Genomic DNA, 24,095 nt, shown 5'->3' on the forward strand with positions numbered 1-24,095 from the left:
CTGGATTATTGAGCATAGATGTTTGAACAATCTGAGTTCAGCCGAGCGCTGTAGGAGCCGGCTTGCTGGCGATGCGATGGTGGCCGTAACGCCGTCATCGCGGGCTGGCCCTGGCGAACTGAGCCAACGCCCGGGCGAGCACCGGAACCAAACACTGTGTACCTTATCCAACCTCGGCCCGCCGCTGTGTGCGGGTCTGCCCCAAGGCGAAACATGAAACAGCTGCTCAAGGTTCTATCGGTGTGCACCCTGGCAGTCGGTCTGCTGGGCTGTATCGCCGCTCCCATCGAAATGACCCCGCAAACCGAACAGGCTTTGCGCGCGCAACCACCGATCCGCTTTCTGCTGACGTTCGACGACGGGCCCAGCGCCTCGAGTTTCTGGAACCCGACCGAGACCGTGCTCGACAGCCTGGCGATCAATCCTGTGCAACCCGGGATCAAGGCGGTATTTTTCGTCCAGACCCGCGCCCCACGGGCCGGCGCCAGTGACATCGGGCGGGCGGTCATGCACCGCGAACGTGATGCCGGGCATATCCTGGCCTTCCACACGGCCACGCCTTCGCACACCAATCATCGCTCCCTCGACGATCAGGAACTGGAGCAGGCGCTCAACGAGGGGGGTGCCGACATCGCCGCGATCACCGGTGCGCCGCCGACCCTGTTGCGCCCGCCATTCTGGAGCTACGACAAACGCACGTTCGCCGCCTATCAGCAGCATGGCCTGCATGTGCTGCTGACCGACCTGAGCGCCAACGACGGCAAGATCTGGGGCTTCAACGCCAGCCCCCGGCGCCGCGCCCATATGCTGCGTTCGATGTCCGAGGTGCGCGAGCGCATTGCCCGCGGCGAGCTACCGGTGGTGGATGGGGTGATTCCGGTGGTGGTGACTTTCCACGACCTCAATCGCTACACCGCCCGGCATGCCCGCGAGTACCTGCAGATTTTGCTCGACAGTGCACGGGCGACAGGGGTGAGCGTCGCCCCGATGGCGTTTTACGACGACACCGCCGCGCTGCAACGGGCCGCCATGGCGCGCACGCTGCGCGACAGTTCACAGCCGGCGCAATTACCGGGGATCTGGAACTGGATCTGGAAAGACAACAGTCATTGATGAAGTGGATATCACTAATGGACTGGCGCACATTTGGCCAAACGCATCTATTCTGATTGGATCCGTTCTGATCAACCCGCCACGGAGGCAACGGCCATGGTCGCCATTTCAGCCCTTTGCAACATTCTGGAGTCCGGTTTTAAGCCCCTGGCCTGTCAATGCACGGAGAGTGGCGGGCTGCTGCGGATCGAGGTCTTTGATCCCGCCAACGGGCAAGTCAAGCTGATGCTTGCCGGCGTATCGACCGAGCAGTTGACCAGCATGCGGGCCATCTCCGACTTCATCGGTGAACTGCGCACCGAGATGAGCGCCGGGCGCCGCGCCTTCGCCGGTTAAACACCACGCGTGATCGTATGTGGCAATAGTTCGTCGATCACCCGCAAACAATGGTTCAACCCCGGTGACACGTCGCCGACCCGCCGACTGAGAATGATCGGCGAGGTGGCGTTGTCTTCCAGCAGCGGGGTGAAACCGATGTCGTCGCGGTGCAGCAACTGCACCGAGGCCGGCACCAGGGTGATGCCTATCCCGGCCCCCACCAGCCCGATCGCCGTCTGCAGCTCGTTGGTCCATTGCGCCACATGGATGCTCACCCCATAGGATTCGAACAGCGCGATCACGTGGTCGGCGTAGCTGGGGCGCGGGTTGCCGGGGTACAGCACGAAGGGCTCCTTGGCCAGGTCGCGCAGGCTGACAGGGCCCGCCAGCAGCGGGTGGCCGGCGGGCAGGGCGGCCACCAGGCGGTCTTCGGTGAGCACGGTCTGGACGATGGCCGGGTCGTCGATGCGGATGCGGCCGAAACCGACGTCGATGCGCCCGGCCTTGAGGGCCTGGACCTGCTGCAGCGTGGTCATCTCCGACAGCCCGAGTTCCAGCTCCAGCGGCTCGCCGCTGCGCAAGCGGCGAATCAATTGCGGCAGCACGCCGTACAGCGTCGATGGCGCAAAGCCGATACCCAGCCAGGTCTTTTCCCCCAGGCCTATGCGCCGCGTGTTGTCGCAGACCTTGTGCAACTGGTCGAGCAGGGCGGTGGAGTGCTCATGGAAAAAACGCCCGGCGTCGGTCAGCTTCAGCGGCCGGCCGCGCTCGAGCAGCATCACCCCCAGTTCATCCTCCAGTTGCTGGATCTGCCGGCTCAAGGGCGGCTGGGCGATGTGCAGCCGTTCGGCGGCGCGGGTGAAATTGAGGGTTTGAGCCAACACCTGAAAGTAACGCAGGTGACGCAGTTCCATGGAGCCTCCGGATCTTCAGCGGTTGCATACCTTGAAGGTATCAAGCCAGACCAATTCTATATTGGCCGCCCGGAAAAAGCCGTATGAGAATCGGGCTCAGAACTTCAAGAACCTGACGGGTATCGAAATGCTTGCTACAGCCATTGAATCGATCGAGACGATCATCGTCGATCTGCCGACCATCCGCCCGCACAAGCTGGCGATGCACACCATGCAGAACCAGACCCTGGTGGTGATTCGCGTGCGCTGTGCCGATGGCATCGAAGGCATCGGCGAATCCACCACCATCGGTGGCCTGGCCTATGGCAACGAAAGCCCCGACAGCATCAAGACCAACATCGACAAACACTTCGCGCCTTTGCTGATCGGCCAGGACAGCAGCAATGTGAATGCCGCGATGTTGCGCCTCGAGCGCAGCATCCGTGGCAACACCTTCGCCAAGTCCGGCCTGGAAACCGCGCTGCTCGACGCCCTGGGCAAACGCCTGGGCCTGCCGGTCAGCGAGTTGCTGGGCGGCCGTGTGCGTGACTCGCTGCCCGTGGCCTGGACCCTGGCCAGCGGCGACACCGAGAAGGACATCGCCGAAGCGGAAAAAATGCTCGACCTGCGCCGCCACCGCATCTTCAAGCTGAAGATCGGTGCCGGCGAGGTCAATCGCGACCTGGCCCACGTGATCGCGATCAAGAAAGCCCTCGGCGATCGCGCGAGCGTCAGGGTCGACGTCAACCAGGCCTGGGACGAAGCGGTGGCATTGCGCGCCTGCCGGATCCTGGGCACCAACGGCATCGACCTGATCGAGCAGCCGATCTCGCGCAACAACCGCGCCGGCATGGCACGCCTGAATGCCATGAGCCCGGCGCCGATCATGGCCGACGAATCCATCGAGTGCGTGGAAGATGCCTTCAACCTGGCACGCGAAGGCGCGGCCTCGGTGTTTGCCCTGAAGATCGCCAAGAACGGCGGCCCACGCGCCGTGTTGCGCACCGCCTCGATCGCCGAAGCGGCCGGGATCGCCCTGTACGGCGGCACCATGCTCGAAGGCGGAATCGGCACCATGGCCTCGGCCCATGCCTTTGTCACCCTGAACAAACTGGCGTGGGACACCGAGCTGTTCGGCCCGCTGCTGCTGACCGAGGACATCCTCAGCGAGCCGCTGGTCTATCGCGATTTCGAACTGCATGTCCCCAACACGCCGGGCCTGGGCCTGAGCCTGGATGAGGAGCGCCTGGCGTTCTTCCGTCGCGACAAGACTATTCATCAAGCCTGAGGAGAGCATTATGCTGTTCCACGTAAAAATGACCGTGAACCTGCCGGTCGACATGAATCCCGAAGCGGCGGCCAGGCTCAAGGCCGACGAAAAGGCCCTGGCCCAGCGCCTGCAAGAGCAGGGCAAGTGGCGTCATCTGTGGCGCATCGCCGGGCACTATGCCAACTACAGCGTGTTCGATGTCGACAGCGTCCAGGAACTGCATGACCTGCTGATGCAACTGCCGCTGTTTCCGTACATGGCCATCGAGATCGACGCGATGTGCCGGCATCCTTCTTCCATCCGTGACGACGACCGCTGAGCCCAGCCTGTCCAGCGCTACGCTAATAATTACAAGATGAGGAACCCCTGATGAACGTAAAGATTTCCCACACTGCCGAAGTCCAGAAATTTCTCGAAGAGGCCAGCGGCCTGCACAACGATGCCGGCAGCCCACGCACCAAGGCCTTGATCTACCGCATCCTGCGTGACTCGGTGAACATCATCGAAGACCTGGCCGTGACCCCGGAAGAGTTCTGGAAAGCGGTCAACTACCTGAACGTGCTGGGTGCGCGCCAGGAAGCCGGGCTGGTGGTGGCCGGTCTTGGCCTTGAGCACTATCTTGACCTGCTGATGGACGCCGAAGACGAGCAGGCCGGCAAGTCCGGCGGCACCCCGCGCACCATCGAAGGCCCGCTGTACGTGGCCGGTGCACCGCTGTCCCAAGGCGAAGCCCGTCTGGATGACGGCGTCGACCCGGGTGTGACCCTGTTCATGCAAGGCCGCGTGTTCAACACCGCTGGCGAGCCCCTGGCCGGTGCCGTGGTCGACGTGTGGCACGCCAACACCGGTGGTACCTACTCGTACTTCGACCCTACGCAATCGGATTTCAACCTGCGTCGCCGCATCGTCACCGATGCCGAAGGCCGCTACTGTTTCCGCAGCATCGTGCCGTCGGGTTATGGCTGCCCACCGGACGGTCCGACCCAGCAACTGCTCGATCAACTGGGCCGTCATGGCCAGCGCCCGGCGCACGTGCACTTCTTCATTTCCGCGCCGGACCATCGCCACCTGACGACCCAGATCAACCTGGATGGTGAGAAATACCTGCATGACGATTTCGCCTACGCCACCCGTGACGAGCTGATCGCCAAGATCACTTTCAGCGACGATCAACAGCGCGCGGCGGCCCATGGTGTGAGCGGTCGTTTTGCCGAAATCGAGTTCGATTTCACCCTGCAGTCTACCGCCCAGCCTGAAGAGCAGCAGCGCCACGAGCGGGTTCGCGCACTGGAAGACTGATAGCAACCCCCCTTGTGGGAGCGGGCTTGCTCGCGAAGGCGGTTTAACATTCAACACTTATGTTGACTGTCACTCCGCCTTCGCGAGCAAGCCCGCTCCCACAGGGGGTTTCGGTTAACGGTCTGGATTATCCCGAGCGAATGACCCAGTGTTCTAGAATGTCCCGACGCAAACCATAATAACAACGAGAGTGACCCGATGATGCAAACTCAACTGTTGAGTCAGCGCAGCAGAGTATTCGACCAGGCCGACCCCTACGCGGTGTCCGGCTACGTCAATCAGCACGTCGGTAATCACTGCATCCTCATGCCCCGAGCCGGCCGCCCGCTGGCCAGCCTCGATCATCGTAAATTCGCCAGTCTCGACCTGTGCCGCATCAGCTACGGCGCCAGTGTGCGGGTGACCTCCGGTGCGCTGGAGAGCATTTACCACCTGCAAGTGCTGCTGCGCGGCAACTGCCTGTGGCGCGGTCACGGCCAGGAGCACTACTTCGCCCCCGGCGAACTGTTGCTGATCAACCCCGACGATCCGGTGGACCTGACGTATTCCGCCGATTGCGAAAAATTCATCCTCAAAGTCCCCACCCGTTTGTTCGAGTCCGTCTGCGATGAGCAGCGCTGGCGCTATCCGGGGCAGGGCGTGCGGTTCCTGGAAAACCGTTATCAGCTCAATGAACTGGAAGGCTTCGTCAATCTGCTGGCGATGATCTGCCAGGAGGCCGAATCCAGCGAGCAGATTCCCAGGGTGCAGGAGCATTACACGCAAATCATCGTCAGCAAGATGCTCAGTCTGATGAAGACCAACGTCTGTCGCCTTGAACTGGGCTCGCAAACGGCCACCTTCGAGGCGATTGCCGACTACATCGCCAATAACCTCAAGCAGGACATCGACAGCGAAGAGCTGGCGCGCCAGGCGCACATGAGCTTGCGCTCGTTGTACGGACTGTTCGAACGCAACGCCGGCCTGACGCCAAAAAACTACCTGCGCCAGAAACGCCTGGAACGCATCAACGCCTGCCTGAGCGACCCGACCTGCAACGTGCGCAACGTCACCGAAGTGGCGATGGACTACGGCTTCCTGCACCTGGGCCGGTTCTCCGACAGCTACCGCAAGCAGTTCGGCGAGTTGCCATCGGACACCCTCAAGCGCCGCCACTGAGTCAACCCGACCCCCTGTAGGAGCTGGCTTGCCAGCGAAGGCGGCGTATCAGGCGACATTGAAGTTGCCTGACCCACCGCTTTCGCTGGCAAGCCAGCTCCTACAAGGGGGGGGGCGGTGTCCATCCCAAGCCCCTGCACAAAACGGATAAAGGTCTGCACCCCGCGGATAGTCCGCCCCATCGCCCCGTCCTAGCATGACCCCTGCCTGGACAATAACAATGGAGGCGGCGGCCATGACCCTGCGACCCGAATATTTGCAATCCCTGCTTGAAGACGATCCAGAGCAGGGCCTCTATCGCTGCAAACGCGAGATGTTCACCGACCCCCGGTTGTTCGATCTGGAGATGGAACACATCTTCGAAGGCAACTGGCTGTACCTGGCGCACGAAAGCCAGATCCCCAACATCAACGATTTCTACACCACCACCATGGGGCGCCAGTCGATCTTCATCGCGCGCAACAAGGACGGTGTGCTCAACGCCTTCATCAACGCCTGCAGTCATCGCGGCGCGACCCTGTGCCGGCACAAGTCCGGCAACAAAAGCTCATACACCTGCCCGTTCCACGGCTGGACGTTCAACAACTCCGGCAAGCTGCTCAAGGTCAAGGACCCGGCCAACGCCGGCTACCCGTCGAGCTTCAACTGCGAAGGCTCCCACGACCTGACCAAGGTGGCGCGCTTCGAGTCCTATCGCGGTTTCCTGTTCGGCAGCCTCAAGGCCGATGTGCTGCCGCTGGTCGAGCACCTGGGCGAGTCGGCGAAGATCATCGACATGATCGTCGACCAGTCCACCGACGGCCTGGAAGTGCTGCGCGGTTCTTCCAGCTACATCTACGAAGGCAACTGGAAACTCACCGCCGAAAACGGTGCCGACGGTTACCACGTCAGCTCCGTGCACTGGAACTATGCTGCCACCCAGAACCAGCGCAAACAGCGTGAAGCCGGTGACACCAACCCGACCATGAGCGCCGGCAGCTGGGCCAAGCAGGGCGGTGGTTTCTACTCCTTCGACAAGGGCCACATGCTGCTCTGGACCCGCTGGGCCAACCCCGAGGACCGTCCGCTGTACGAGCGTCGCGATGAGCTGGCGCAAGATTTCGGCAAGGCCCGCGCCGACTGGATGATCGAGAACTCGCGCAACCTGTGCCTGTACCCCAACGTCTACCTGATGGACCAGTTCAGCTCGCAGATCCGTATCGCCCGGCCGATCTCGGTCAACCGCACCGAAATCACCATCTACTGCATCGCCCCCAAGGGCGAAAGCGATCACGCGCGTTCGAGCCGGATTCGTCAGTACGAAGACTTCTTCAACGTCAGCGGCATGGCCACGCCGGACGACCTGGAAGAGTTCCGCTCCTGCCAGACCAGCTACCAGGGCAGCGTTACCACCTGGAACGACATGTCCCGTGGCGCCGAACACTGGATCGAAGGCGCTGATGACGCGGCCAAGGAAATCGACCTGCACCCGCTGCTCAGCGGCGTGCGCACCGAAGACGAAGGCCTGTTCGTGCTGCAACACAAGTATTGGCAGCAGACCATGCTCAAGGCCCTGGCGGCCGAGCAGTCGAAACTGATCGCCGTGGAGGATGTGTTATGACCATTTCCTATGAAGCGGTGCGCGATTTCCTCTATCGCGAAGCACGCTACCTCGATGACCGCCAGTGGGACGAGTGGCTGGAACTGTATGCCCCCGACGCGACCTACTGGATGCCGTCCTGGGACGACAACGACGAACTGACCGAAGACCCGCAGCGGGAAATCTCGCTGATCTGGTACGGCAACCGCACCGGCCTCGAAGACCGCATCTTCCGCATCAAGACCGAGCGTTCCAGTGCCACCGTGCCGGACACCCGCACCTCCCACAACATCAGCAACATCGAGCTGCTGGAACAAGCCGACGGCCTGTGCAAGGTGCGCTTCAACTGGCACACCCTGAGCTTTCGCTACAAGACCGTCGACAGCTATTTCGGCGGCAGTTTCTACACCCTTGACGTACGCGGTGAAAACCCTCTGATCAAGGCCAAGAAAGTGATCCTGAAGAACGACTACGTTCGCCAGGTCATCGATGTTTACCACTTGTGAGGCTGCCGTCATGACCCATTCCATTGCGTTCAACTTCGAAGACGGCGTCACCCGGTTCATCGACGCCAATGCCGGCGAAACCGTGGCCGATGCCGCGTACCGCCAGGGCATCAATATTCCGCTGGACTGCCGTGACGGCGCCTGCGGCACCTGCAAGTGTTTTGCCGAAGCGGGCAGCTACGACCTGGGCGATGAGTACATCGAAGACGCCTTAAGCCCCGAAGAAGCCGGGCAAGGTTATGTCCTGACCTGCCAGATGCGCGCCAAGAGCGATTGCGTGGTGCGGGTGCCGGTGTCCTCGGATGTCTGCCGCACCAGCCAGGCCAGCTATGACGCCACCATCAGCGCCGTGCGCCAGTTGTCAGACAGCACCATTGCCCTGTCGATCAAGGGCGAGTCCTTGAGCAAGCTGGCATTCCTCCCGGGTCAGTATGTGAACCTGGGCATTCCCGGCAGCGAGCAGACCCGCGCCTATTCGTTCAGCTCGTTGCAGCGCGACGGTGAAGTCAGCTTCCTGATTCGCAACGTGCCCGGCGGCCTGATGAGCAGCTTCCTCACCGGCATGGCCAAGGCCGGCGACAGCATGAGCCTGGCCGGGCCCCTGGGCAGTTTCTATCTGCGCGATATCCGTCGGCCGTTGTTGCTGCTGGCGGGCGGCACCGGGCTGGCGCCGTTCACCGCGATGCTGGAGAAGATCGCCGAGCAGGGCAGTGAACACCCGCTGCACCTGATCTACGGCGTGACCCACGACTTCGACCTGGTGGAACTCGACCGCCTGGAAGCCTTCGCCACCCGCATCCCCAACTTCACCTACAGCGCCTGCGTGGCCAGCCCCGACAGCCAGCACCCGCGCAAGGGCTACGTGACCCAGCACATCGAACCCAAGCACTTGAACGATGGCGACGTAGATCTGTACCTGTGCGGCCCGCCGCCGATGGTCGAAGCGGTCAGCCAGTTCATCCGTGAGCAGGGCATTGCGCCGGCCAATTTCTACTACGAGAAATTCGCCGCCAGCGCGGCCTGAACCCACTCCATACGACGACGCCTCCCCTGTAGGAGCTGCCGCAGGCTGCGATCTTTTGATTTTGTTTTTTACAATCAAGATCAAACGATCGCAGCCTGCGGCAGCTCCTACAGGGGGCGGCGTGTGAGGTACACATGAACAGATTCCACGACAAAGTCGCGCTGATCACCGGGGCGGCCCAGGGCATCGGGCGGTGCGTTGCCGAGCGCATGGCCGCTGAAGGCGCGAAGCTGATCCTGGTCGATCGCTCGGACCTGGTGTTCGAAGTGCAGCAACAACTGGCCCCGCACAGCCAGGTCCTGGCCCTGACCGCCGACCTTGAGCAATACGAGGAATGCAACCGGGTCATGCAAACCGCCATCGAGCGTTTCGCTCGTCTCGACGTGCTGGTCAACAACGTCGGCGGGACCATCTGGGCCAAGCCGTTCGAGCACTACGAAGCGGCGCAGATCGAGGCCGAGGTGCGCCGTTCGCTGTTCCCGACCCTGTGGTGCTGCCATGCCGCCTTGCCGTACATGTTGGAGCAGGGCAGTGGCGCTATCGTCAACGTGTCGTCGATCGCCACCCGCAGCGTCAACCGTGTGCCCTACGGCGCAGCAAAGGGCGGGGTGAATGCGCTGACCGCGTGCCTGGCGTTCGAAACCGCCGGTCGCGGCGTTCGGGTCAACGCCACGGCGCCTGGCGGCACCGAGGCACCGCCGCGGCGAGTGCCGCGCAATGCGGCCGAGCAGACTGAGCAAGAGAAGGTCTGGTACCAGCAGATCGTCGATCAGACCCTCGACAGCAGTTTGATGAAGCGTTACGGCACGCTGGATGAGCAGGCCGGCGCCATTCTGTTCCTCGCCAGCGACGAGGCGTCCTACATCACCGGCATGGTCATGCCGGTGGGCGGTGGCGACCAAGGCTGAGGCGGGTTGACTATAGGCGACGCTGAAACGCTCTGATGATCTGCAGCGTGGCGTCGCTGGGGTTCAAGTTCTGCACCGAATCCAGCGGGTACCAGAGGCAATCGAAAATCTCGTTTAGCGGTCGCGCCTGCTCCGCATCGAGCAACGATGCTTCGTAGACATGGTGTCGGGTGCCCCCTGTTTCGAGTTCCATCAGGTACAGCATATCCTCGGCGCCCAGCCCTGTTTCTTCCTGCAACTCGCGCAATGCAGCATCCTGCACGGTCTCACCGCGCTCGACCTTGCCGCCGGGCAACATCCAGCGACTTCTGGCCTTGCGCACCATGAGGATATGGCGGTCGTGCTCGCAAATGACGGTTGCACGTACTTTCATCTGTTCATTCAATCCAGGCTGTCACATAAGTGTAACAAAAATGCAATATTCGGGCCGTAATCCGTTGCAAGCTTTCCTGGACATTTTGAACAACAAAGGTGTCTAAAAGTGCAATCTCGCTGCCACTGGCCTGACTCGACGTCTGGTCGGCCTCTTCACGGCAGGGGGGTGTAAGGTAGGCAAGTCAACCCTGTGATCACTGCCAAGATGGAGGTGACTATGAGCGTTCCGATGTTGAACAAGATGCACATGAACGGCTATGACGTTCTGAGTGTGAACAACGGCCCATGGCGGGTCTGCACCCAGGGCGACCGGCTGGGCTCGTTTGCCAGTCGGGAAGAGGCGCTGGCCTTTGCGGCTGCGCTGCCGGGTTATAAAGCCCGCTCAACCAAGCCTCGCAATCAGCAAGCGACATGAAGGCAGGCTCAAGGCCCCGGTCCTATGGATACCGGGTCTTGATTGCGCAACCAATGTGGGAGCGAACAGCTCCCACAATTGATCCCTGTAGAACTCGACAAAAATAATCTGCAAGAAAACCCGGCGCCGTTGCACAGAAGGGGACTGGTCCCCGATCCGAGCAACGCCATGCCCCATTACTTCGACAACGCCCACCGTGTAGAAATCGACACCTTGCGCCAACGCCTGACCGCTCGCACCGAGTGGCCGACCTGGCTGCTGCTGATCGGCGTGTACGCCGGCTGGTTCGGCATCATGCTGGGCGGTCACTGGTTGGGCCTGTGGTGCAGCACGTTGTTGTTGATCCCGTTGCTGGTGCTCTGGTTGTCGCTGCAGCACGAACTGCTGCACGGTCATCCCACCCGCTGGGTATGGCTGAACAAGATCCTCGGCTACGCGCCGTTCGCCGTGTGGTATCCCTACACCCTGTATCGCGACAGCCATCTGCTGCATCACCGCGATGAAGACCTGACCCTGCCGGGCCGCGATCCGGAAAGCCGCTACCTGAGCGCCGGGCAGTGGCAGGGCAGTTCAGTGTTCGAGCAAGGCCTGCACTGGCTGAACAAAACCGTGCTGGGGCGTTTCCTCCTGGGCGCTCCGCTGGCTTTGCTGGCGCTGGCAAGGGAAGAACTGCAGCGTTTGAAGGCGGGTGAGCGACAGGCCTGGTTGATGTGGTTGAGCCACGGCACGTTGACCCTGTTGATGTTGCTGTTCATCGCCCGCTACAGCGTGCTGCCGGTGTGGCATTACCTGTTGCTGGTCAGCGTGCCGGCGCTGTCGATTGCCATGATTCGCTCCTACTACGAACACCGGCCCCATGCCGCGCCCGAGCACAGGACGGTCCTCAATGAAGCCGCCTGGCCGTGGCGCTGGCTGTTCCTGAACCTCAACCTGCACCTGGTGCACCACGATTTGCCGGGGCTGCCCTGGTACGACTTGCCCCGCGCTTATCAGGCGCGTCGCGAGCAATGGCTGGCGCGCAGCGGCGGGTTTCTGGTGCAGGGTTATGGCCAGTTATGGCGCCGGCACGGGGTGAGGGCCATCGACAGCCCGCGGCACCCTTTTCACTGATTGCGAATGAATTCCCTGTGGGAGCGAGCTTGCTCGCGAAGAGGCCATGACATCCAACATTGATGTGCCTGCCACGCCGCTATCGCGAGCAAGCTCGCTCCCACATTTGAATGTCGTTGTATTGGAATATTTCGATGACACAACACCTGGCTGAATTACTGATGTACGTCGCCCCCGAACCGGTCCGCCAAGCCAACGAGCGCTGGCTGGCACTCATCCTCCAGCAACTGGGCGCCACGCGCCGCGATGCCGAGGGCCTTTCGCTACTGGACCTCTGGCTGTCGCCGCACTTGCTGCTGACGCAAACCTGCGGCTACCCGCTGATGACCGTGTTACATGGGCGAGTGCGGGTCATCGGTCGTCCTCGTTACGAACTGCCGGACGCCAGCGGCGGCAATCATTGCAGCCTGTTGCTCAGTCGCGCCGATGATCCACGGCGCAGCTTGCCCGCATTTCGCGGCAGCCGTGGCGTGATCAACGGCGAAGATTCCAACAGCGGCATGAACCTGCTGCGTCACCGCCTGGCTGCGCTGCAGCGAGAGGGGCGGTTTTTTGCCCGTGTCGGAATCAGCGGCAGCCACCGGGAAAGCCTGCGCTGGGTGCGTGAAGACAAAGCGGACCTGGCGGCCATCGACAGCGTGACCTTTGCCTATCTGGCGCGACACGCCGAAGACGAAGTGGCTGGCTTGCGAATAGTCGGTCGCAGTGCATTCAGCCCGACCTTGCCGTTCATTACGGCCGCGAGCGCCACCGATGCACAGGTCGCGGAGATGCAGCAGGTAATGAACATGACGCTGCAGCAATTGCCCGAAGTCAGGGAAATCCTGAGACTGCAGGAGGTTTTGCCGGCCAGCGAAAGCGACTATCAAATCGTTCTCGCCTATCAGCGAGAGGCCGAGGATTTGGGGTATGGACGATTAAGGTAGGCAGGATCTTCACCTGTAGGAGTTATCTCGCAAAGCGAGGCTGCGATCTTTTGACCTTAAAAGGAATATAAAAATTCTTTTTTAGTATTATTAATGAATAAGGCTCCTTGCTAGGATCGCGCCACCGGATCACCGGACATTCAGCGACCCCTAACCCTTGGAGCCTCTATGTCCGGCACCGACCTTTCCCATCGCAACGACATGGGCGCATTGTTCCGCGCCCATCACCCTTGGCTGTGCGCTCGGTTGCGCCGGCACCTGGGCGCCAGTTCCAGCGTCGAAGACATTGCGGCCGAGACCTTCCTGCAGTTGCTCGAATCGCCAGCACTGACCCCGATCCGCGAGCCCCGCGCCTTGCTCACCACCATTGCCCAGCGCTTGCTCTATCAGCTGTGGCGCCGTCGCGACCTGGAACGCCAGCACCTCGAACAGTTGCAACAGGTTGATCAACAGCAAGCGATCTCGCCTGAAGAACAGGCGCAACTGACCCAAACATTGCATGGCCTCGACCGCACCCTTGAACGCTTGCCGGGCAAGGTTCGGGCGACCTTCCTGTTGTCGCGAGTCGACGGCCTGTCCTACCCGCAGATTGCCGCCCGATTGGGCATTTCCCAACGCTCGGTCAGCGATTACATGACGCGCTCCCAAGCCCTGTGTGCCCGGCACTGCGCCAACCAACCCTTGAATTCCCTGAACTGGAGGTCTGCATGAAATCGCTCAAAACCTTGCTCGGCAGTTCGCTGCTGGCCCTGAGCCTGGTGGCAACCCAGGTTCCCGCCGCAGAAAAAGCCGCGCCGATCCACTTCGGCGACATCACCTGGGAAAGCGGCAGCCTGATCACCGAAATCCTGCGCTTGATCGTCGAGAAAGGTTACGGCTACCCGACCGATACCTTGCCGGGCAGCACCGTCAGCCTCGAAGCGGCACTGGCCAAAAACGATATCCAGGTGATCGGCGAAGAGTGGGCCGGGCGCAGTCCGGCGTGGGTCAAAGCCGCTGCGCAGGGCAAAGTGTTCGGTCTGGGCGACACGGTCAAAGGCGCCACCGAAGGCTGGTGGGTGCCGGAATACGTGATCAAGGGCGACCCTGAACGTGGCATCAAGCCCCTGGCCCCGGAACTGAAATCCGTCGCCGACCTGACCCGCTACAAGGACGTGTTCCGCGACCCGGAAGACCCGGGCCGTGGACGCTTCCTCAACAGCCCGACCGGCTGGACCTCGGAGATCGTCAACAGCCAGAAACTCAAGGCCTATGGCCTGACCGACAGCTTCGTCAACTTCCGCACCGGATCGGGTGCGGCACTGGATGCCGAGGTGGCGTCATCGATCCGTCGCGGCAAACCGGTGCTGTTCTACTACTGGTCGCCCACGCCGCTGCTGGGGCGTTTCAAACTGGTGAAACTCGACGAGCCGGCGTTCGACGCCGAAGCCTGGAAGACCCTGGCCGACGCCAACAACCCGCATCCAAAGGGCACCCGGTCAATGCCGGCGAGCCTGGCGATCGGCGTGTCCGCGCCTTTCAAGGCGCAGTACCCGGACCTGGTGGCGTTCTTCGAAAAGGTCGACCTGCCGATCGACCTGCTCAACCATACTCTCGGCCAAATGAGCGAAAAGCGCCTGCAACCGCGTCAGGTGGCAGAAGCCTTCCTGCGGGATCAGCCGCAGGTCTGGAAGGGCTGGGTGCCGGAGGAGGTGGCTGAGCGTGTCACCGCGAAATTGTAAGCGGGTTTTCTGAATCGGTGCTGCAGCCCGCCAGCACCGTGATCAGGGTAGGGAGGATGCAGAGTGCCCTTTTCACCCCATGCCCCCCGCTATTAGGCCTTGTGTCGACTGATGATCTTGGCCTTCACTTCCTCGGCATAACCCGACAGCCGTTGTTCATCGCCCTGGAACAAATCGCACAGGCGCTTCACGGCTTCGGCGTCGACCTCGTTGCCTGACAGGCGCAATCGTTCGGCGATGCGCAACAGCTCAACCGCCGACCAGCGCAGGTCCGATGCCAGCCCTTGCAGATCACGCCGAAGCGTTTGTTCATGTTCGTTAAGCCACATGACTGATCTCCCGTAACTTCGTGCTACGAAATTTTAGACCCATTCCCGCGGCGGGGCGTAGTGTTCTTCTGATGCCAAAGGGCTACCTTTGGTCGGGAATTTTGCGCCCTTCGCAAGATTCGCTGTCGTTTGCTGTCGTATTGAAGTGCCGACATTTTACCAGGGCAGGGTCCATTCAAAATGACGACAACCGATGACTTCCGGGCGCATGCCCAGGAACTGAAGGCCGATCTGGATGCGGCCACCAGCGAAATGATGAAGCTGATTTCCGAGCACCAGTTCAGCGGGGCGGAATGGGAGCGGGTCAGTTTATGGCAACACGAAGCCTTCGAACGATGGACGACTTATCTCAACGAGCGAACCTACCCGGACACCGGCGATCAAAGCGTCGGTCACTGAGGCTCGATGCAACAAAATGGCTGTCAGCGCGGCAACAGGCTACATTTTATTTTTTCAGGTTTAAGGATGCTTCATGAGTCGAGTGTTGATGGGGGGAGTGGTAATGGCGTTGCTGGCGGGGTGTTCGTTGCCCGCGTCCCTGGTGCCAGGGGAGCCGAACTACAATAAGCCGAGCGACAAATTACCCAAGGAAGTAGCAGCGTGTGTATTGCCGGCATGGCAAAAAGAGATCGCCAAGACGACCCAGACATCGATTTCCAACGGCTACCGGATCACCGCGCCGAGCATCATAACCGCCGATGAAGTGCTGGATATCGTCAAGTACAAGGACGGCAGTCGGGTTTCGCTTTACCAGGGGCCGCCGTGGGCAAAGTCAGGGGTCATGCGCCAGGCGGTGCGGGACTGCCTGTAGGGTTCAGCCGTCGATCTCGGTGACCTGGATAAGCTGATCGACATTGCCCTGGGCACTCGCGGTGCCTTTCTTTTCCCGCCGATCGTTCATCCAGCTCTCGACCTGCGCATTGAACTGCGCCGGTGCTTTTCGCCCGACCCTCCTGGCGATGTCCAGGATGGTCTGCTGGGCGAGGGCTTCTTCCATGCGCTTCTGCGCAGTCAACATGGCGCCGTGCACCGAGCAATGGCCGTCCACTGCCCATTCGGGCACCTCGCCTGCAAATAACGCACAACGACCGCGGATTTCCCGACATTCGAAAATGGCCTTGGCCCCGTCGATGGCATTGACGATGTCCAGCAGGCTGATCTCATCGGCGGGCCGCGCCAGCTTGAAGCCGCCACGCACGCCTTCGGTGGCCACCACCAGTTTTGCCTTGGCCAGTTTGGTGAAGATTTTTGCCAGATAGTCCAGCGGCACGCCTTGCAACTCTGCAAGGTCCCGCACGCTCGCCTCGCGGGTCTCACCACCATTGCCCACCAGGAAAATCAGGCAGTGAATGCCGTACTCGACACCCGCGCTGTAAAGAGACATATCGATCTCCGACTAATGTAGTCGCAAATATTAGCAGCTGACCCTTAGCCGGGCAACGATCGCGATTTTTCTCCAGGCGCTGCAAAGGCCTTCCAGGCTGCAGATTCAGTGCGGTTTGGCCGCTGTATCGATGGGATCGATTCGAACCATTGAGAAAAACATCTTGCTCGATTTAACTGCGAACAATAAAGTCGTAGTTATCAGGTCGGGAGCGAAAGCCGCATCCAAGCGAATGCGAGTGCCAACCCCCTGAGCCCATTTCATTGCCTGTTTTTCCCCTGGAGTTAAAAATGAAACAACGCATCCTGGTAATTGGCGCAGGTTTTGGTGGCATGTGGACCGCTTTGAGCGCTACTCGCCTGTTCGATATCCACGGCCACAATGACGTTGAGGTGACGGTGCTGGCGCCTCAAGCCGAACTGCGTGTGCGTCCACGCTTCTACGAGCCGAACGCCCACCAACTGGCCGCGCCGATCGGCGAACTGTTCGATGAGATCGGCGTGCGGTTCATCAAGGGCGCCGCCGAGACCATCGACGTCGAGCAGAAACGTGTCGGGTATGTTGATGCCCAGGGCGAAAAACAGGTCTGCATCTACGACAAACTCGTTCTGGCCACCGGCAGCCGTCTCGCCCTGCCGGACACCCCGGGTGTGGTCGAGCATGCGTTCGACGTCGACCAGATCGAACAGGCCATGCGCCTGGAAGCCCACCTCAAGTCCCTGGTCAATCAGCCGCAGAGCCAGTCTCGCAACACGGTCGTGGTCGCCGGCGGTGGCTTCACCGGCATCGAAACGGCGACTGAAATGCCCACACGTTTGCGCGCTATCCTGGGGGAGGGGGCGGACATCAACGTGATCATCGTCGATCGTGGGAATAAGGTCGGCGGCTCCATGGGCCCGCAAATCACCGAGAAGATTGCCGAAGCCAGTGAGGAAACCGGGGTGAAATGGCACCTCAACGCCTCAGTGGTCGCCGTCGATGAAAACGGCGTGACCCTGTCCGACGGCCAGCGCATCGACGCCAGGACCGTGATCTGGACCACCGGCGTGCGTGCCAGCTCGCTGACCGAGCAGATCCCCGCCGAACGCGATCACCTGGGCCGACTGCACGTCGACGCTCACCTGCAAGTCATCGGCCAGCCCGACATCTTCGCCACCGGCGACGTGGCCTACGCGGCCAGTGATGACATTGGCAACCATGCACTCATGACCTGCCAGCACGCCATCGTGCTGGGCCGTCATGCCGGCAACAACGTCGCCGCACAGATCCTCGGCGTGGACCCGACACCGTACAGCCAGCCGAAATACGTGACCTGCCTGGACCTGGGGGCCTGGGGAGCGGTGTACACCGAAGGTTGGGACCGACAGGTCAAGCTGACCCGGCAGGAAGGCAAGTCGCTGAAGACCCAGATCAACACCGTGTGGATCTACCCACCGGCGGCCAACCGTGAAAGCGCCTGGGCGGCAGCGGATCCGTTGATTCCGATTGCGTGAATGGGGTGAGGTTGTGTGATTGAAAAAATTCCGTCCGGAATATCCGGGCGGGATTTTTAAATGCAAATGGACATTTCTCCGTAGGAGCCGGCTTGCTGGCGATGCGAGGGTGGCCGTTATGCTGCCTTCGCTGGCAAGCCAGCTCCTACAGGATCTGCGGGGTATGTTGGGTTTGTGGCATGACGCGCCTCTTTGGGCCCGGCTTGCTGGCGATGCGATGGTGGTCATGATGCTGCCTTCGCTGGCAAGCCAGCTCCTACAGGTTTTCGGGTGCCTGCGGATTGTGGGGCAGTACACAAATCTGTAGGAGCCGGCTTGCTGGCGATGCGAGGGTGGCCGTTATGCTGCCTTCGCTGGCAAGCCAGCTCCTACAGGATCTGCGGGGTATGTTGGGTTTGTGGCATGACGCGCCTCTTTGGGCCCGGCTTGCTGGCGATGCGATGGTGGTCATGATGCTGCCTTCGCTGGCAAGCCAGCTCCTACAGGTTTTCGGGTGCATGCGGATTGTGGGGCAGTACACAAATCTGTAGGAGCCGGCTTGCTGGCGATGCGAGGGTGGCCGTTATGCTGCCTTCGCTGGCAAGCCAGCTCCTACAGGTTTTCGGGTGCCTGCGGATTGTGGGGCAGTACACAAATCTGTAGGAGCCGGCTTGCTGGCGATGCGAGGGTGGCCGTTATGCTGACTTCGCTGGCCCAGCACCTACGGGGAAAGACAAAGAGCCCTTCGAAATCATTCTTTGTCGCTACCGTAGTTCATGATCGACAACAACCGGATCGGTACCTGCACCAACTCCTCCGGCCCATGGGGAATTTCCCCTTCGAAGGTCAGGCTGTCCCCGGCCTCCATGCGATACAGCTGATTGCCATGGCGATAAATCAACTCACCTTCCAGCAAATGCAAAAACTCCGTCCCCGGGTGGGAGAAGGTCGGAAACTCTTCACTGGCGTCATCCATGCTCACCATGTAGGCCTCGAAACTCTTCTTCGGGCCACGGGTGTGATTGAGCAGATGGTAGGTATGACCTTTCTCGGTCCCGCGGCGAACCACCTCCATCCCCTGATCAGCCTTGACCAATAACGCGCTGCCATCCTGCTGGTCGTACTCGCTGAACAGTTTCGACAGGGGCAGGCCCAGCACGTCACACAGACGGCTGAGGGTGTCGAGGCTGGTGGAGACCTGGGCGTTTTCAATCTTGCTCAACATGCCCTGGCTGATATCGGCAATCTTGGCCACATCGGCCAGCTTCAGGTCCTGGGCCTGGCGCTGGCGCTTGATCTGCAAACCCAGGTATTGCTCAAGCTTGAGGCGCGGGGCGGTTTCGGTCGGCATAGTCATCGGATCCTGCACACTTTCCGTTCAGTAATATTAGTTTCGCACTGGGAAAGTGCAAATCGCGGCGTCCGGGCGCGCATATACCGATCAATATTCCCATGGGGAAAAGAATTTTCCCATATAAACAGCACAGATAACGCTTTTCACGAGTCACTCGCGAAGCTGGCAAGGGCCTTGCATTCCTATTGGGAAACAAACTTTCTTTTCAGGAATAAAGAGAAAGTCAGGGCCAACCCACAACTGATTTGCCTTTCGCGAGGAGTGACGAGCAATGTTGCCAGCAGAGACACAGCGCATTATCGACAAGCACGGGATCAAATACGTGCTTGCGCAGTTTGTCGATATCCATGGCGCGGCCAAGACCAAATCGGTGCCGATCTGTGGGCTCAAGACGGTGGCCGAAGAGGGCGCCGGTTTTGCCGGGTTCGCGATCAGTGGCATGGGCATGGAGCCCCACGGTCCCGACTTCATGGCCCGCGGCGACCTGTCCACGCTGACACCGGTGCCCTGGCAGCCGGGGTATGGCCGGGTGGTGTGCGTCGGTCACGTCGATGGCAAACCCCATCCCTATGACAGCCGTTACGTGTTGCAGCAGCAGATCCGCCGTCTGGAGGACAAGGGATGGACCCTCAATACCGGCCTGGAGCCGGAGTTCAACCTGATGCGTCGCGACGAGCAGGGCAAGCTGCAACTGGTCGACCTCAGCGACAACCTGGACAAGCCTTGCTACGACTACAAAGGCCTGTCGCGCTCCCGGGTGTTCCTCGAGCGCCTGACCGAAGCCTTGCAGGCGGTGGATTTCGAGGTCTATCAAATCGATCACGAAGACGCCAACGGCCAGTTCGAGATCAACTACACCTACAGCGATGCCATGACCTCGGCGGATCGCTTCACCTTCTTTCGCATGGCCGCCGGCGAGATCGCCAATGACTTGGGCATGATCTGTTCGTTCATGCCCAAGCCCGACCCGAAACGCGCCGGCAATGGCATGCACTTTCACCTGTCGATCAGCAGCGCCGAGAACAAGAACCTGTTCCATGACGCCAGCGACCCGAGCGGCATGGGCCTGTCGAAAATGGCCTATCACTTCGCTGCCGGCTTGCTGGCTCATGGGCCGGCGCTGTGTGCCTTCGCCGCCCCCACGGTGAACTCCTACAAACGCCTGGTGGTGGGCAATTCGTTGTCCGGCGCGACCTGGGCACCGGCGTTCATCGCCTTTGGTGCCAACAACCGCTCGGCAATGGTCCGGGTGCCTTATGGCCGCCTGGAATTTCGCCTGCCGGACGCCGGTTGCAATCCCTATCTGGTCAGCGCCGCGATCATCGCCGCGGGCCTGGACGGCATCGACCGCCAGCTGGAAATCGATCACGTCTGCAACGAAAACCTCTACAGCCTGAGCCTGGAGCAGATCGCCGCCCGCGGCATCAAGACCCTGCCGCAGTCGCTCAAGGAAGCCTGCGATGCGCTGGAGGCCGACCCGTTGTTCGCCGAAGTGCTGGGCCCGCAGATCGTCGGCGAGTTCATCAAGCTCAAGCGCATGGAGTGGGTGGAGTACAGCCGCCATGTGAGTGACTGGGAAATCGCGCGCTATACGGAGTTTTTCTGAGGTTGCTGGGCGGCAGCTACGAGTTGCAAGCGTCGAGCCGCAAGTAACAGCGGGTTGGCGGCGTGTCACGAATATTTCTATCTATGCGGATTGCTTGCAGCTCAAAGCTTGCAGCTCCCGAACGAAGTGAGGACTGTTCTAATGTGCGGAATCGTAGGTCTTTACCTGAAAAACCCGCAGCTGGAATCCCGGCTGGGCCAGCTTTTCGAACCGATGTTGCAGGCCATGACCGATCGTGGCCCGGACAGTGCCGGCTTCGCCATCTATGGCGATGAAGTGGCCGATGGCTGGGTCAAGCTGACCCTGCAGGCCACCAGCGAAAGCTTCGACTGGAGCGCCCTGATGGGTGAACTGGAAGGCCGGCTTGGTTGCTCGCTGGACTGGTTTCAGAACGCCAGCGCCGCCGTCTTGAAGATCAACGCCGAGGAGGCGCCGGTACGCCTGGCCCTCGCCGAACTGGCGCCGGGCGTGCGCATCATGAGCGCCGGGCAAAGCATCGAGATCCTCAAGGGCATGGGCTTGCCCCAGGAGATTTCCCAGCGCTTTGGCCTGGCCGGCATGCAGGGCAGCCACATCATCGGCCACACCCGCATGGCCACCGAAAGCGCGGTGACCATGGAAGGCAGCCACCCGTTTTCCACCGGCGCCGACCTGTGCCTGGTGCACAACGGCTCGCTGTCCAACCACTTCCGCCTACGCCAGGAACTCAAGCGTGAGGGCATCCAGTTCGAAACCGACAACGACACCGAAGTGGCCGCCGGTTACCTGACCTGGCGCCTGCAGCAAGGCGACTCGTTGAAAGAGGCGCTGGACCATGCGCTGGAGGACCTCGACGGCTTCTTCACCTTCGCCATCGGCACCCGCAACGGCTTTGCGGTGATCCGCGACCCGATCGCCTGCAAGCCGGCGATCCTCGCCGAGACTGACGACTACGTGGCCATGGCCTCGGAGTATCAGGCGCTGTCGAGCCTGCCGGGCATTGAAAACGCCAGGATCTGGGAGCCGGCACCGGCCACCTTGTACATCTGGGAACGCGAGTCAGCTTAAGGAGCGCACACATGAAAACCATCGATCTTTCCATCGCCAGCGTGCGCGACCTCAACCAGGCGCTGCATGACCAGGTGCACAACGTAGAAGACCGCGAATGGGTGGTGACCCACTCCAACGGCAAGCACAACCTCGCCGTTGGCGTGAACCAGGCCGTGTCCATCGATATCCAGGGGCATGCCGGTTACTACTGCGCCGGCATGAACCAGAAAGCGAGTATCACCGTTCACGGCAACGCCGGCGTCGGTGTCGCGGAAAACATGATGTCCGGCTGCGTGCGCATCAAGGGCAGTGCATCCCAGGCCGCTGGCGCCACCGCCCATGGCGGTTTGCTGGTGATCGAAGGCGATGCCGGGGCCCGTTGCGGGATTTCCATGAAGGGCATCGACATCGTGGTCGGCGGCAGCATTGGTCACATGAGCTGCTTCATGGGCCAGGCCGGGCGCCTGGTGGTGTGCGGCGATGCCGGCGATGCGCTGGGGGATTCGCTGTACGAAACCCACATCTACGTGAAGGGCAGCGTCGCGTCCCTGGGCTCCGATTGCATCGAGAAAGAGATGCGTGCCGAGCACCTGGAAGAACTGCAGGTGCTGCTCAACCGCGCCGGTTTTGAGCACAAGGCGGCTGACTTCAAGCGCTATGGCTCGGCCCGTCAGTTGTACAACTTCAAAGTCGATAACGCGTCCGCGTACTGATCCACGCGAGGAGAATAGATATGAGCGAGAAAAATACTCCGGTGCTGCGCGAGTCCGCGACCTTCGACCGCCTGACCATCCAGGAAATCCAGCGCGCCGCCGAGACCGGCATCTATGACATTCGCGGCGGCGGCACCAAGCGCAAGGTACCGCACTTCGATGATCTGCTGCTGCTCGGCGCCAGCGTGTCGCGCTATCCGCTGGAAGGCTATCGGGAAAAGTGCGGCACCGATGTGATCCTCGGCAACCGCTTCGCCAAGAAGCCGATCCACCTGAAGATTCCGGTTACCATCGCCGGCATGAGTTTCGGTGCGTTGTCGGCCAATGCCAAGGAAGCCCTGGGCCGCGGCGCGACCATCGCCGGTACCAGCACCACCACCGGTGACGGCGGCATGACCCCGGAAGAGCGCGGGCAGTCGCAGCACCTGGTCTATCAGTACCTGCCGTCGCGCTACGGCATGAACCCGGATGACCTGCGCAAGGCCGACGCCATCGAAATCGTCCTGGGGCAGGGCGCCAAACCCGGTGGCGGCGGCATGTTGCTGGGCATGAAAGTCACCGAGCGGGTGGCCGGCATGCGCACCTTGCCGATCGGTGTCGACCAGCGCAGCGCCTGCCGTCACCCGGACTGGACCGGCCCGGATGACCTGGCGATCAAGATCGCCGAGCTGCGCGAAATCACCGATTGGGAAAAACCGATCTACGTGAAGATCGGCGCGAGCCGGCCGTACTACGACGTCAAGCTGGCGGTGAAGGCCGGGGCCGACGTGATCGTGCTCGATGGCATGCAAGGGGGCACGGCGGCGACCCAGGAAGTGTTTATCGAACACGTGGGCATCCCGATTTTGCCGGCCATCCCGCAAGCGGTACAGGCTTTGCAAGAGATGGGCATGCACCGCAAGGTGCAGCTGATCGTTTCGGGGGGGATTCGCAACGGAGCCGACGTGGCCAAGGCCATGGCGCTGGGCGCGGACGCGGTGGCGATTGGCACGGCGGCACTGATTGCGCTGGGCGACAACCACCCGCGCCTGGATGAAGAACTGCACAAGATTGGGTCAGCCGCCGGTTTTTATGACGACTGGCAGAACGGCCGCGACCCGGCCGGGATCACCACTCAGGACCCGGAATTGTCCAAGCGCCTGGACCCGGTGGAAGGCGGTCGCCGTCTGGCCAATTATTTGCGGGTGTTGGTGTTGGAGGCACAGACCATGGCCCGGGCATGCGGCAAGTCGCACCTGCATAACCTGGATCCGGAGGACCTGGTGGCGTTGACGGTGGAATCGGCGGCCATGGCACGGGTGCCGCTGGCGGGGACCAGTTGGATTCCGGGTTCGGGGTACTGATACCTGCTTCTGTAGGAGCCGGCTTGCCGGCGAAGGCGCCCGAAAGATCGCCATCGTCTGTAGGAGCCCGGCTTGCCGGCGAAGGCGCCCGAAAGATCGCCTTCGTCTGTAGGAGCCCGGCTTGCCGGCGAAGGCGTCCGAGAGATCGCCTTCGTCTGTAGGAGCCCGGCTTGCCGGCGAAGGCGTCCGAAAGATCGCCTTCGTCTGTAGGAGCCCGGCTTGCCGGCGAAGGCGTCCGAAAGATCGCCTT

General features: G+C 61.3%; 27 protein-coding genes. 22 read left to right on the plus strand and 5 right to left on the minus strand.

Going from position 1 to position 24,095, the window contains the following annotated elements:
* The first annotated feature begins 213 nt into the window (after positions 1 to 213).
* Both ACM6I6_RS05470 and ACM6I6_RS05475 read left to right on the plus strand, forming a co-directional pair.
* Positions 214 to 1,113 carry a polysaccharide deacetylase family protein gene (locus ACM6I6_RS05470; RefSeq protein WP_414919556.1) on the plus strand — a complete coding sequence of 300 codons (900 nt, stop codon included), beginning with the start codon at positions 214 to 216 and terminating at the stop codon, positions 1,111 to 1,113.
* A gap of 96 nt (positions 1,114 to 1,209) precedes the next feature.
* The gene (locus tag ACM6I6_RS05475; RefSeq protein ID WP_323608055.1) at positions 1,210 to 1,449 is read left to right on the plus strand and encodes a DUF1652 domain-containing protein; all 240 of its coding nucleotides are present in this window, start codon (positions 1,210 to 1,212) and stop codon (positions 1,447 to 1,449) included.
* On the opposite strand, the gene ACM6I6_RS05480 is transcribed toward ACM6I6_RS05475, so the two are convergent.
* Positions 1,446 to 2,345, minus strand: coding sequence for a LysR family transcriptional regulator (locus ACM6I6_RS05480; protein ID WP_274077416.1), 900 nt, complete (start codon positions 2,343 to 2,345; stop codon positions 1,446 to 1,448). The two genes, ACM6I6_RS05475 and ACM6I6_RS05480, sit on opposite strands and share 4 nt — an antisense overlap.
* 127 nt (positions 2,346 to 2,472) lie before the next feature.
* Here ACM6I6_RS05480 and ACM6I6_RS05485 point away from each other — a divergent pair, with 127 nt between their 5' ends.
* The 8 genes from ACM6I6_RS05485 (at position 2,473) to ACM6I6_RS05520 (ending at position 10,068) form a co-directional block, all read left to right on the plus strand.
* Positions 2,473 to 3,612, plus strand: coding sequence for a muconate cycloisomerase family protein (locus ACM6I6_RS05485; RefSeq protein ID WP_274077415.1), 1,140 nt, complete (start codon positions 2,473 to 2,475; stop codon positions 3,610 to 3,612).
* Positions 3,613 to 3,622: 10 nt separating this feature from the next.
* Positions 3,623 to 3,913 carry a muconolactone Delta-isomerase gene (catC, locus tag ACM6I6_RS05490; protein WP_007978984.1) on the plus strand — a complete coding sequence of 97 codons (291 nt, stop codon included), beginning with the start codon at positions 3,623 to 3,625 and terminating at the stop codon, positions 3,911 to 3,913.
* A gap of 50 nt (positions 3,914 to 3,963) precedes the next feature.
* Positions 3,964 to 4,893 carry a catechol 1,2-dioxygenase gene (catA, locus tag ACM6I6_RS05495; RefSeq protein ID WP_414919557.1) on the plus strand — a complete coding sequence of 310 codons (930 nt, stop codon included), beginning with the start codon at positions 3,964 to 3,966 and terminating at the stop codon, positions 4,891 to 4,893.
* Positions 4,894 to 5,091: 198 nt separating this feature from the next.
* On the plus strand, positions 5,092 to 6,051 hold the full coding sequence (locus ACM6I6_RS05500; RefSeq protein WP_274077412.1) for an AraC family transcriptional regulator: 960 nt from the start codon (positions 5,092 to 5,094) through the stop codon (positions 6,049 to 6,051).
* 235 nt (positions 6,052 to 6,286) lie between these two features.
* Entirely contained in the window at positions 6,287 to 7,651 is a 1,365-nt protein-coding gene (gene benA, locus ACM6I6_RS05505) for a benzoate 1,2-dioxygenase large subunit (protein WP_323608056.1), read from the plus strand.
* Positions 7,648 to 8,136, plus strand: a complete 489-nt coding sequence (benB, locus tag ACM6I6_RS05510) for a benzoate 1,2-dioxygenase small subunit (protein WP_414919558.1) — start codon at positions 7,648 to 7,650, stop codon at positions 8,134 to 8,136. Before benA ends, benB begins: the two co-directional genes overlap by 4 nt.
* Positions 8,137 to 8,146: 10 nt before the next feature.
* Complete coding sequence (gene benC / locus ACM6I6_RS05515) at positions 8,147 to 9,160, plus strand: benzoate 1,2-dioxygenase electron transfer component BenC (RefSeq protein ID WP_406592445.1); 1,014 nt, start codon at positions 8,147 to 8,149, stop codon at positions 9,158 to 9,160.
* A gap of 134 nt (positions 9,161 to 9,294) precedes the next feature.
* On the plus strand, positions 9,295 to 10,068 hold the full coding sequence (locus ACM6I6_RS05520; RefSeq protein WP_274077408.1) for a 1,6-dihydroxycyclohexa-2,4-diene-1-carboxylate dehydrogenase: 774 nt from the start codon (positions 9,295 to 9,297) through the stop codon (positions 10,066 to 10,068).
* Positions 10,069 to 10,078: 10 nt separating this feature from the next.
* Here ACM6I6_RS05520 and ACM6I6_RS05525 read toward each other — a convergent pair whose 3' ends face one another.
* Positions 10,079 to 10,441 (minus strand): NUDIX hydrolase, encoded by a 363-nt coding sequence (locus ACM6I6_RS05525; protein ID WP_414919559.1) that lies wholly within the window; start codon positions 10,439 to 10,441, stop codon positions 10,079 to 10,081.
* Positions 10,442 to 10,660: 219 nt separating this feature from the next.
* Here ACM6I6_RS05525 and ACM6I6_RS05530 point away from each other — a divergent pair, with 219 nt between their 5' ends.
* From ACM6I6_RS05530 to ACM6I6_RS05550, 5 genes are all read left to right on the plus strand, one after another.
* Positions 10,661 to 10,858, plus strand: a complete 198-nt coding sequence (locus ACM6I6_RS05530) for a DUF2188 domain-containing protein (RefSeq protein ID WP_274077406.1) — start codon at positions 10,661 to 10,663, stop codon at positions 10,856 to 10,858.
* Positions 10,859 to 11,026: 168 nt separating this feature from the next.
* A complete protein-coding gene (locus ACM6I6_RS05535) occupies positions 11,027 to 11,968 on the plus strand; it encodes a fatty acid desaturase (protein WP_414919560.1) in 942 nt (313 codons plus the stop codon).
* 134 nt (positions 11,969 to 12,102) lie between these two features.
* On the plus strand, positions 12,103 to 12,894 hold the full coding sequence (locus ACM6I6_RS05540; RefSeq protein ID WP_414919561.1) for a phosphate/phosphite/phosphonate ABC transporter substrate-binding protein: 792 nt from the start codon (positions 12,103 to 12,105) through the stop codon (positions 12,892 to 12,894).
* Between the two features lie 168 nt (positions 12,895 to 13,062).
* Positions 13,063 to 13,605, plus strand: a complete 543-nt coding sequence (locus ACM6I6_RS05545) for a sigma-70 family RNA polymerase sigma factor (RefSeq protein ID WP_414919562.1) — start codon at positions 13,063 to 13,065, stop codon at positions 13,603 to 13,605.
* On the plus strand, positions 13,602 to 14,615 hold the full coding sequence (locus ACM6I6_RS05550) for an ABC transporter substrate-binding protein (RefSeq protein ID WP_274077402.1): 1,014 nt from the start codon (positions 13,602 to 13,604) through the stop codon (positions 14,613 to 14,615). The genes ACM6I6_RS05545 and ACM6I6_RS05550 overlap by 4 nt, the downstream gene beginning before the upstream one ends.
* A gap of 92 nt (positions 14,616 to 14,707) precedes the next feature.
* Here the strand turns inward: ACM6I6_RS05550 and ACM6I6_RS05555 are convergent, their stop codons facing one another.
* A complete protein-coding gene (locus ACM6I6_RS05555) occupies positions 14,708 to 14,944 on the minus strand; it encodes a hypothetical protein (protein ID WP_274077401.1) in 237 nt (78 codons plus the stop codon).
* A gap of 180 nt (positions 14,945 to 15,124) precedes the next feature.
* Here ACM6I6_RS05555 and ACM6I6_RS05560 point away from each other — a divergent pair, with 180 nt between their 5' ends.
* Both ACM6I6_RS05560 and ACM6I6_RS05565 read left to right on the plus strand, forming a co-directional pair.
* Positions 15,125 to 15,343 carry a hypothetical protein gene (locus tag ACM6I6_RS05560; RefSeq protein ID WP_274077400.1) on the plus strand — a complete coding sequence of 73 codons (219 nt, stop codon included), beginning with the start codon at positions 15,125 to 15,127 and terminating at the stop codon, positions 15,341 to 15,343.
* A 73-nt stretch (positions 15,344 to 15,416) separates the two neighbouring features.
* Complete coding sequence (locus ACM6I6_RS05565; protein WP_274077399.1) at positions 15,417 to 15,755, plus strand: hypothetical protein; 339 nt, start codon at positions 15,417 to 15,419, stop codon at positions 15,753 to 15,755.
* Positions 15,756 to 15,758: 3 nt separating this feature from the next.
* Here ACM6I6_RS05565 and ACM6I6_RS05570 read toward each other — a convergent pair whose 3' ends face one another.
* On the minus strand, positions 15,759 to 16,328 hold the full coding sequence (locus ACM6I6_RS05570; RefSeq protein ID WP_274077398.1) for an RrF2 family transcriptional regulator: 570 nt from the start codon (positions 16,326 to 16,328) through the stop codon (positions 15,759 to 15,761).
* Between the two features lie 290 nt (positions 16,329 to 16,618).
* On the opposite strand from ACM6I6_RS05570, the gene ACM6I6_RS05575 reads away from it, so the two are divergent.
* The gene (locus ACM6I6_RS05575) at positions 16,619 to 17,821 is read left to right on the plus strand and encodes an NAD(P)/FAD-dependent oxidoreductase (protein ID WP_414919563.1); all 1,203 of its coding nucleotides are present in this window, start codon (positions 16,619 to 16,621) and stop codon (positions 17,819 to 17,821) included.
* 730 nt (positions 17,822 to 18,551) lie between these two features.
* Here the strand turns inward: ACM6I6_RS05575 and ACM6I6_RS05580 are convergent.
* Positions 18,552 to 19,151, minus strand: a complete 600-nt coding sequence (locus ACM6I6_RS05580) for a helix-turn-helix domain-containing protein (protein WP_008061438.1) — start codon at positions 19,149 to 19,151, stop codon at positions 18,552 to 18,554.
* A gap of 274 nt (positions 19,152 to 19,425) precedes the next feature.
* Between ACM6I6_RS05580 and glnT the strand changes: the two genes are divergently transcribed.
* From glnT to ACM6I6_RS05600, 4 genes are all read left to right on the plus strand, one after another.
* Complete coding sequence (glnT, locus tag ACM6I6_RS05585) at positions 19,426 to 20,760, plus strand: type III glutamate--ammonia ligase (RefSeq protein WP_274077848.1); 1,335 nt, start codon at positions 19,426 to 19,428, stop codon at positions 20,758 to 20,760.
* A gap of 141 nt (positions 20,761 to 20,901) precedes the next feature.
* Positions 20,902 to 21,807: a class II glutamine amidotransferase gene (locus tag ACM6I6_RS05590; protein ID WP_414919564.1), complete on the plus strand. Its 906-nt coding sequence runs from the start codon at positions 20,902 to 20,904 to the stop codon at positions 21,805 to 21,807.
* Between the two features lie 11 nt (positions 21,808 to 21,818).
* The gene (locus tag ACM6I6_RS05595) at positions 21,819 to 22,502 is read left to right on the plus strand and encodes a protein glxC (RefSeq protein WP_046817537.1); all 684 of its coding nucleotides are present in this window, start codon (positions 21,819 to 21,821) and stop codon (positions 22,500 to 22,502) included.
* Between the two features lie 20 nt (positions 22,503 to 22,522).
* Complete coding sequence (locus ACM6I6_RS05600; RefSeq protein ID WP_046817536.1) at positions 22,523 to 23,845, plus strand: FMN-binding glutamate synthase family protein; 1,323 nt, start codon at positions 22,523 to 22,525, stop codon at positions 23,843 to 23,845.
* Positions 23,846 to 24,095: the final 250 nt, after the last annotated feature.

Origin of the sequence: Pseudomonas sp. IT-P218 (assembly GCF_949767605.1) — a bacterium.
GTDB classification, from domain to species: domain Bacteria; phylum Pseudomonadota; class Gammaproteobacteria; order Pseudomonadales; family Pseudomonadaceae; genus Aquipseudomonas; species Aquipseudomonas putida_AE.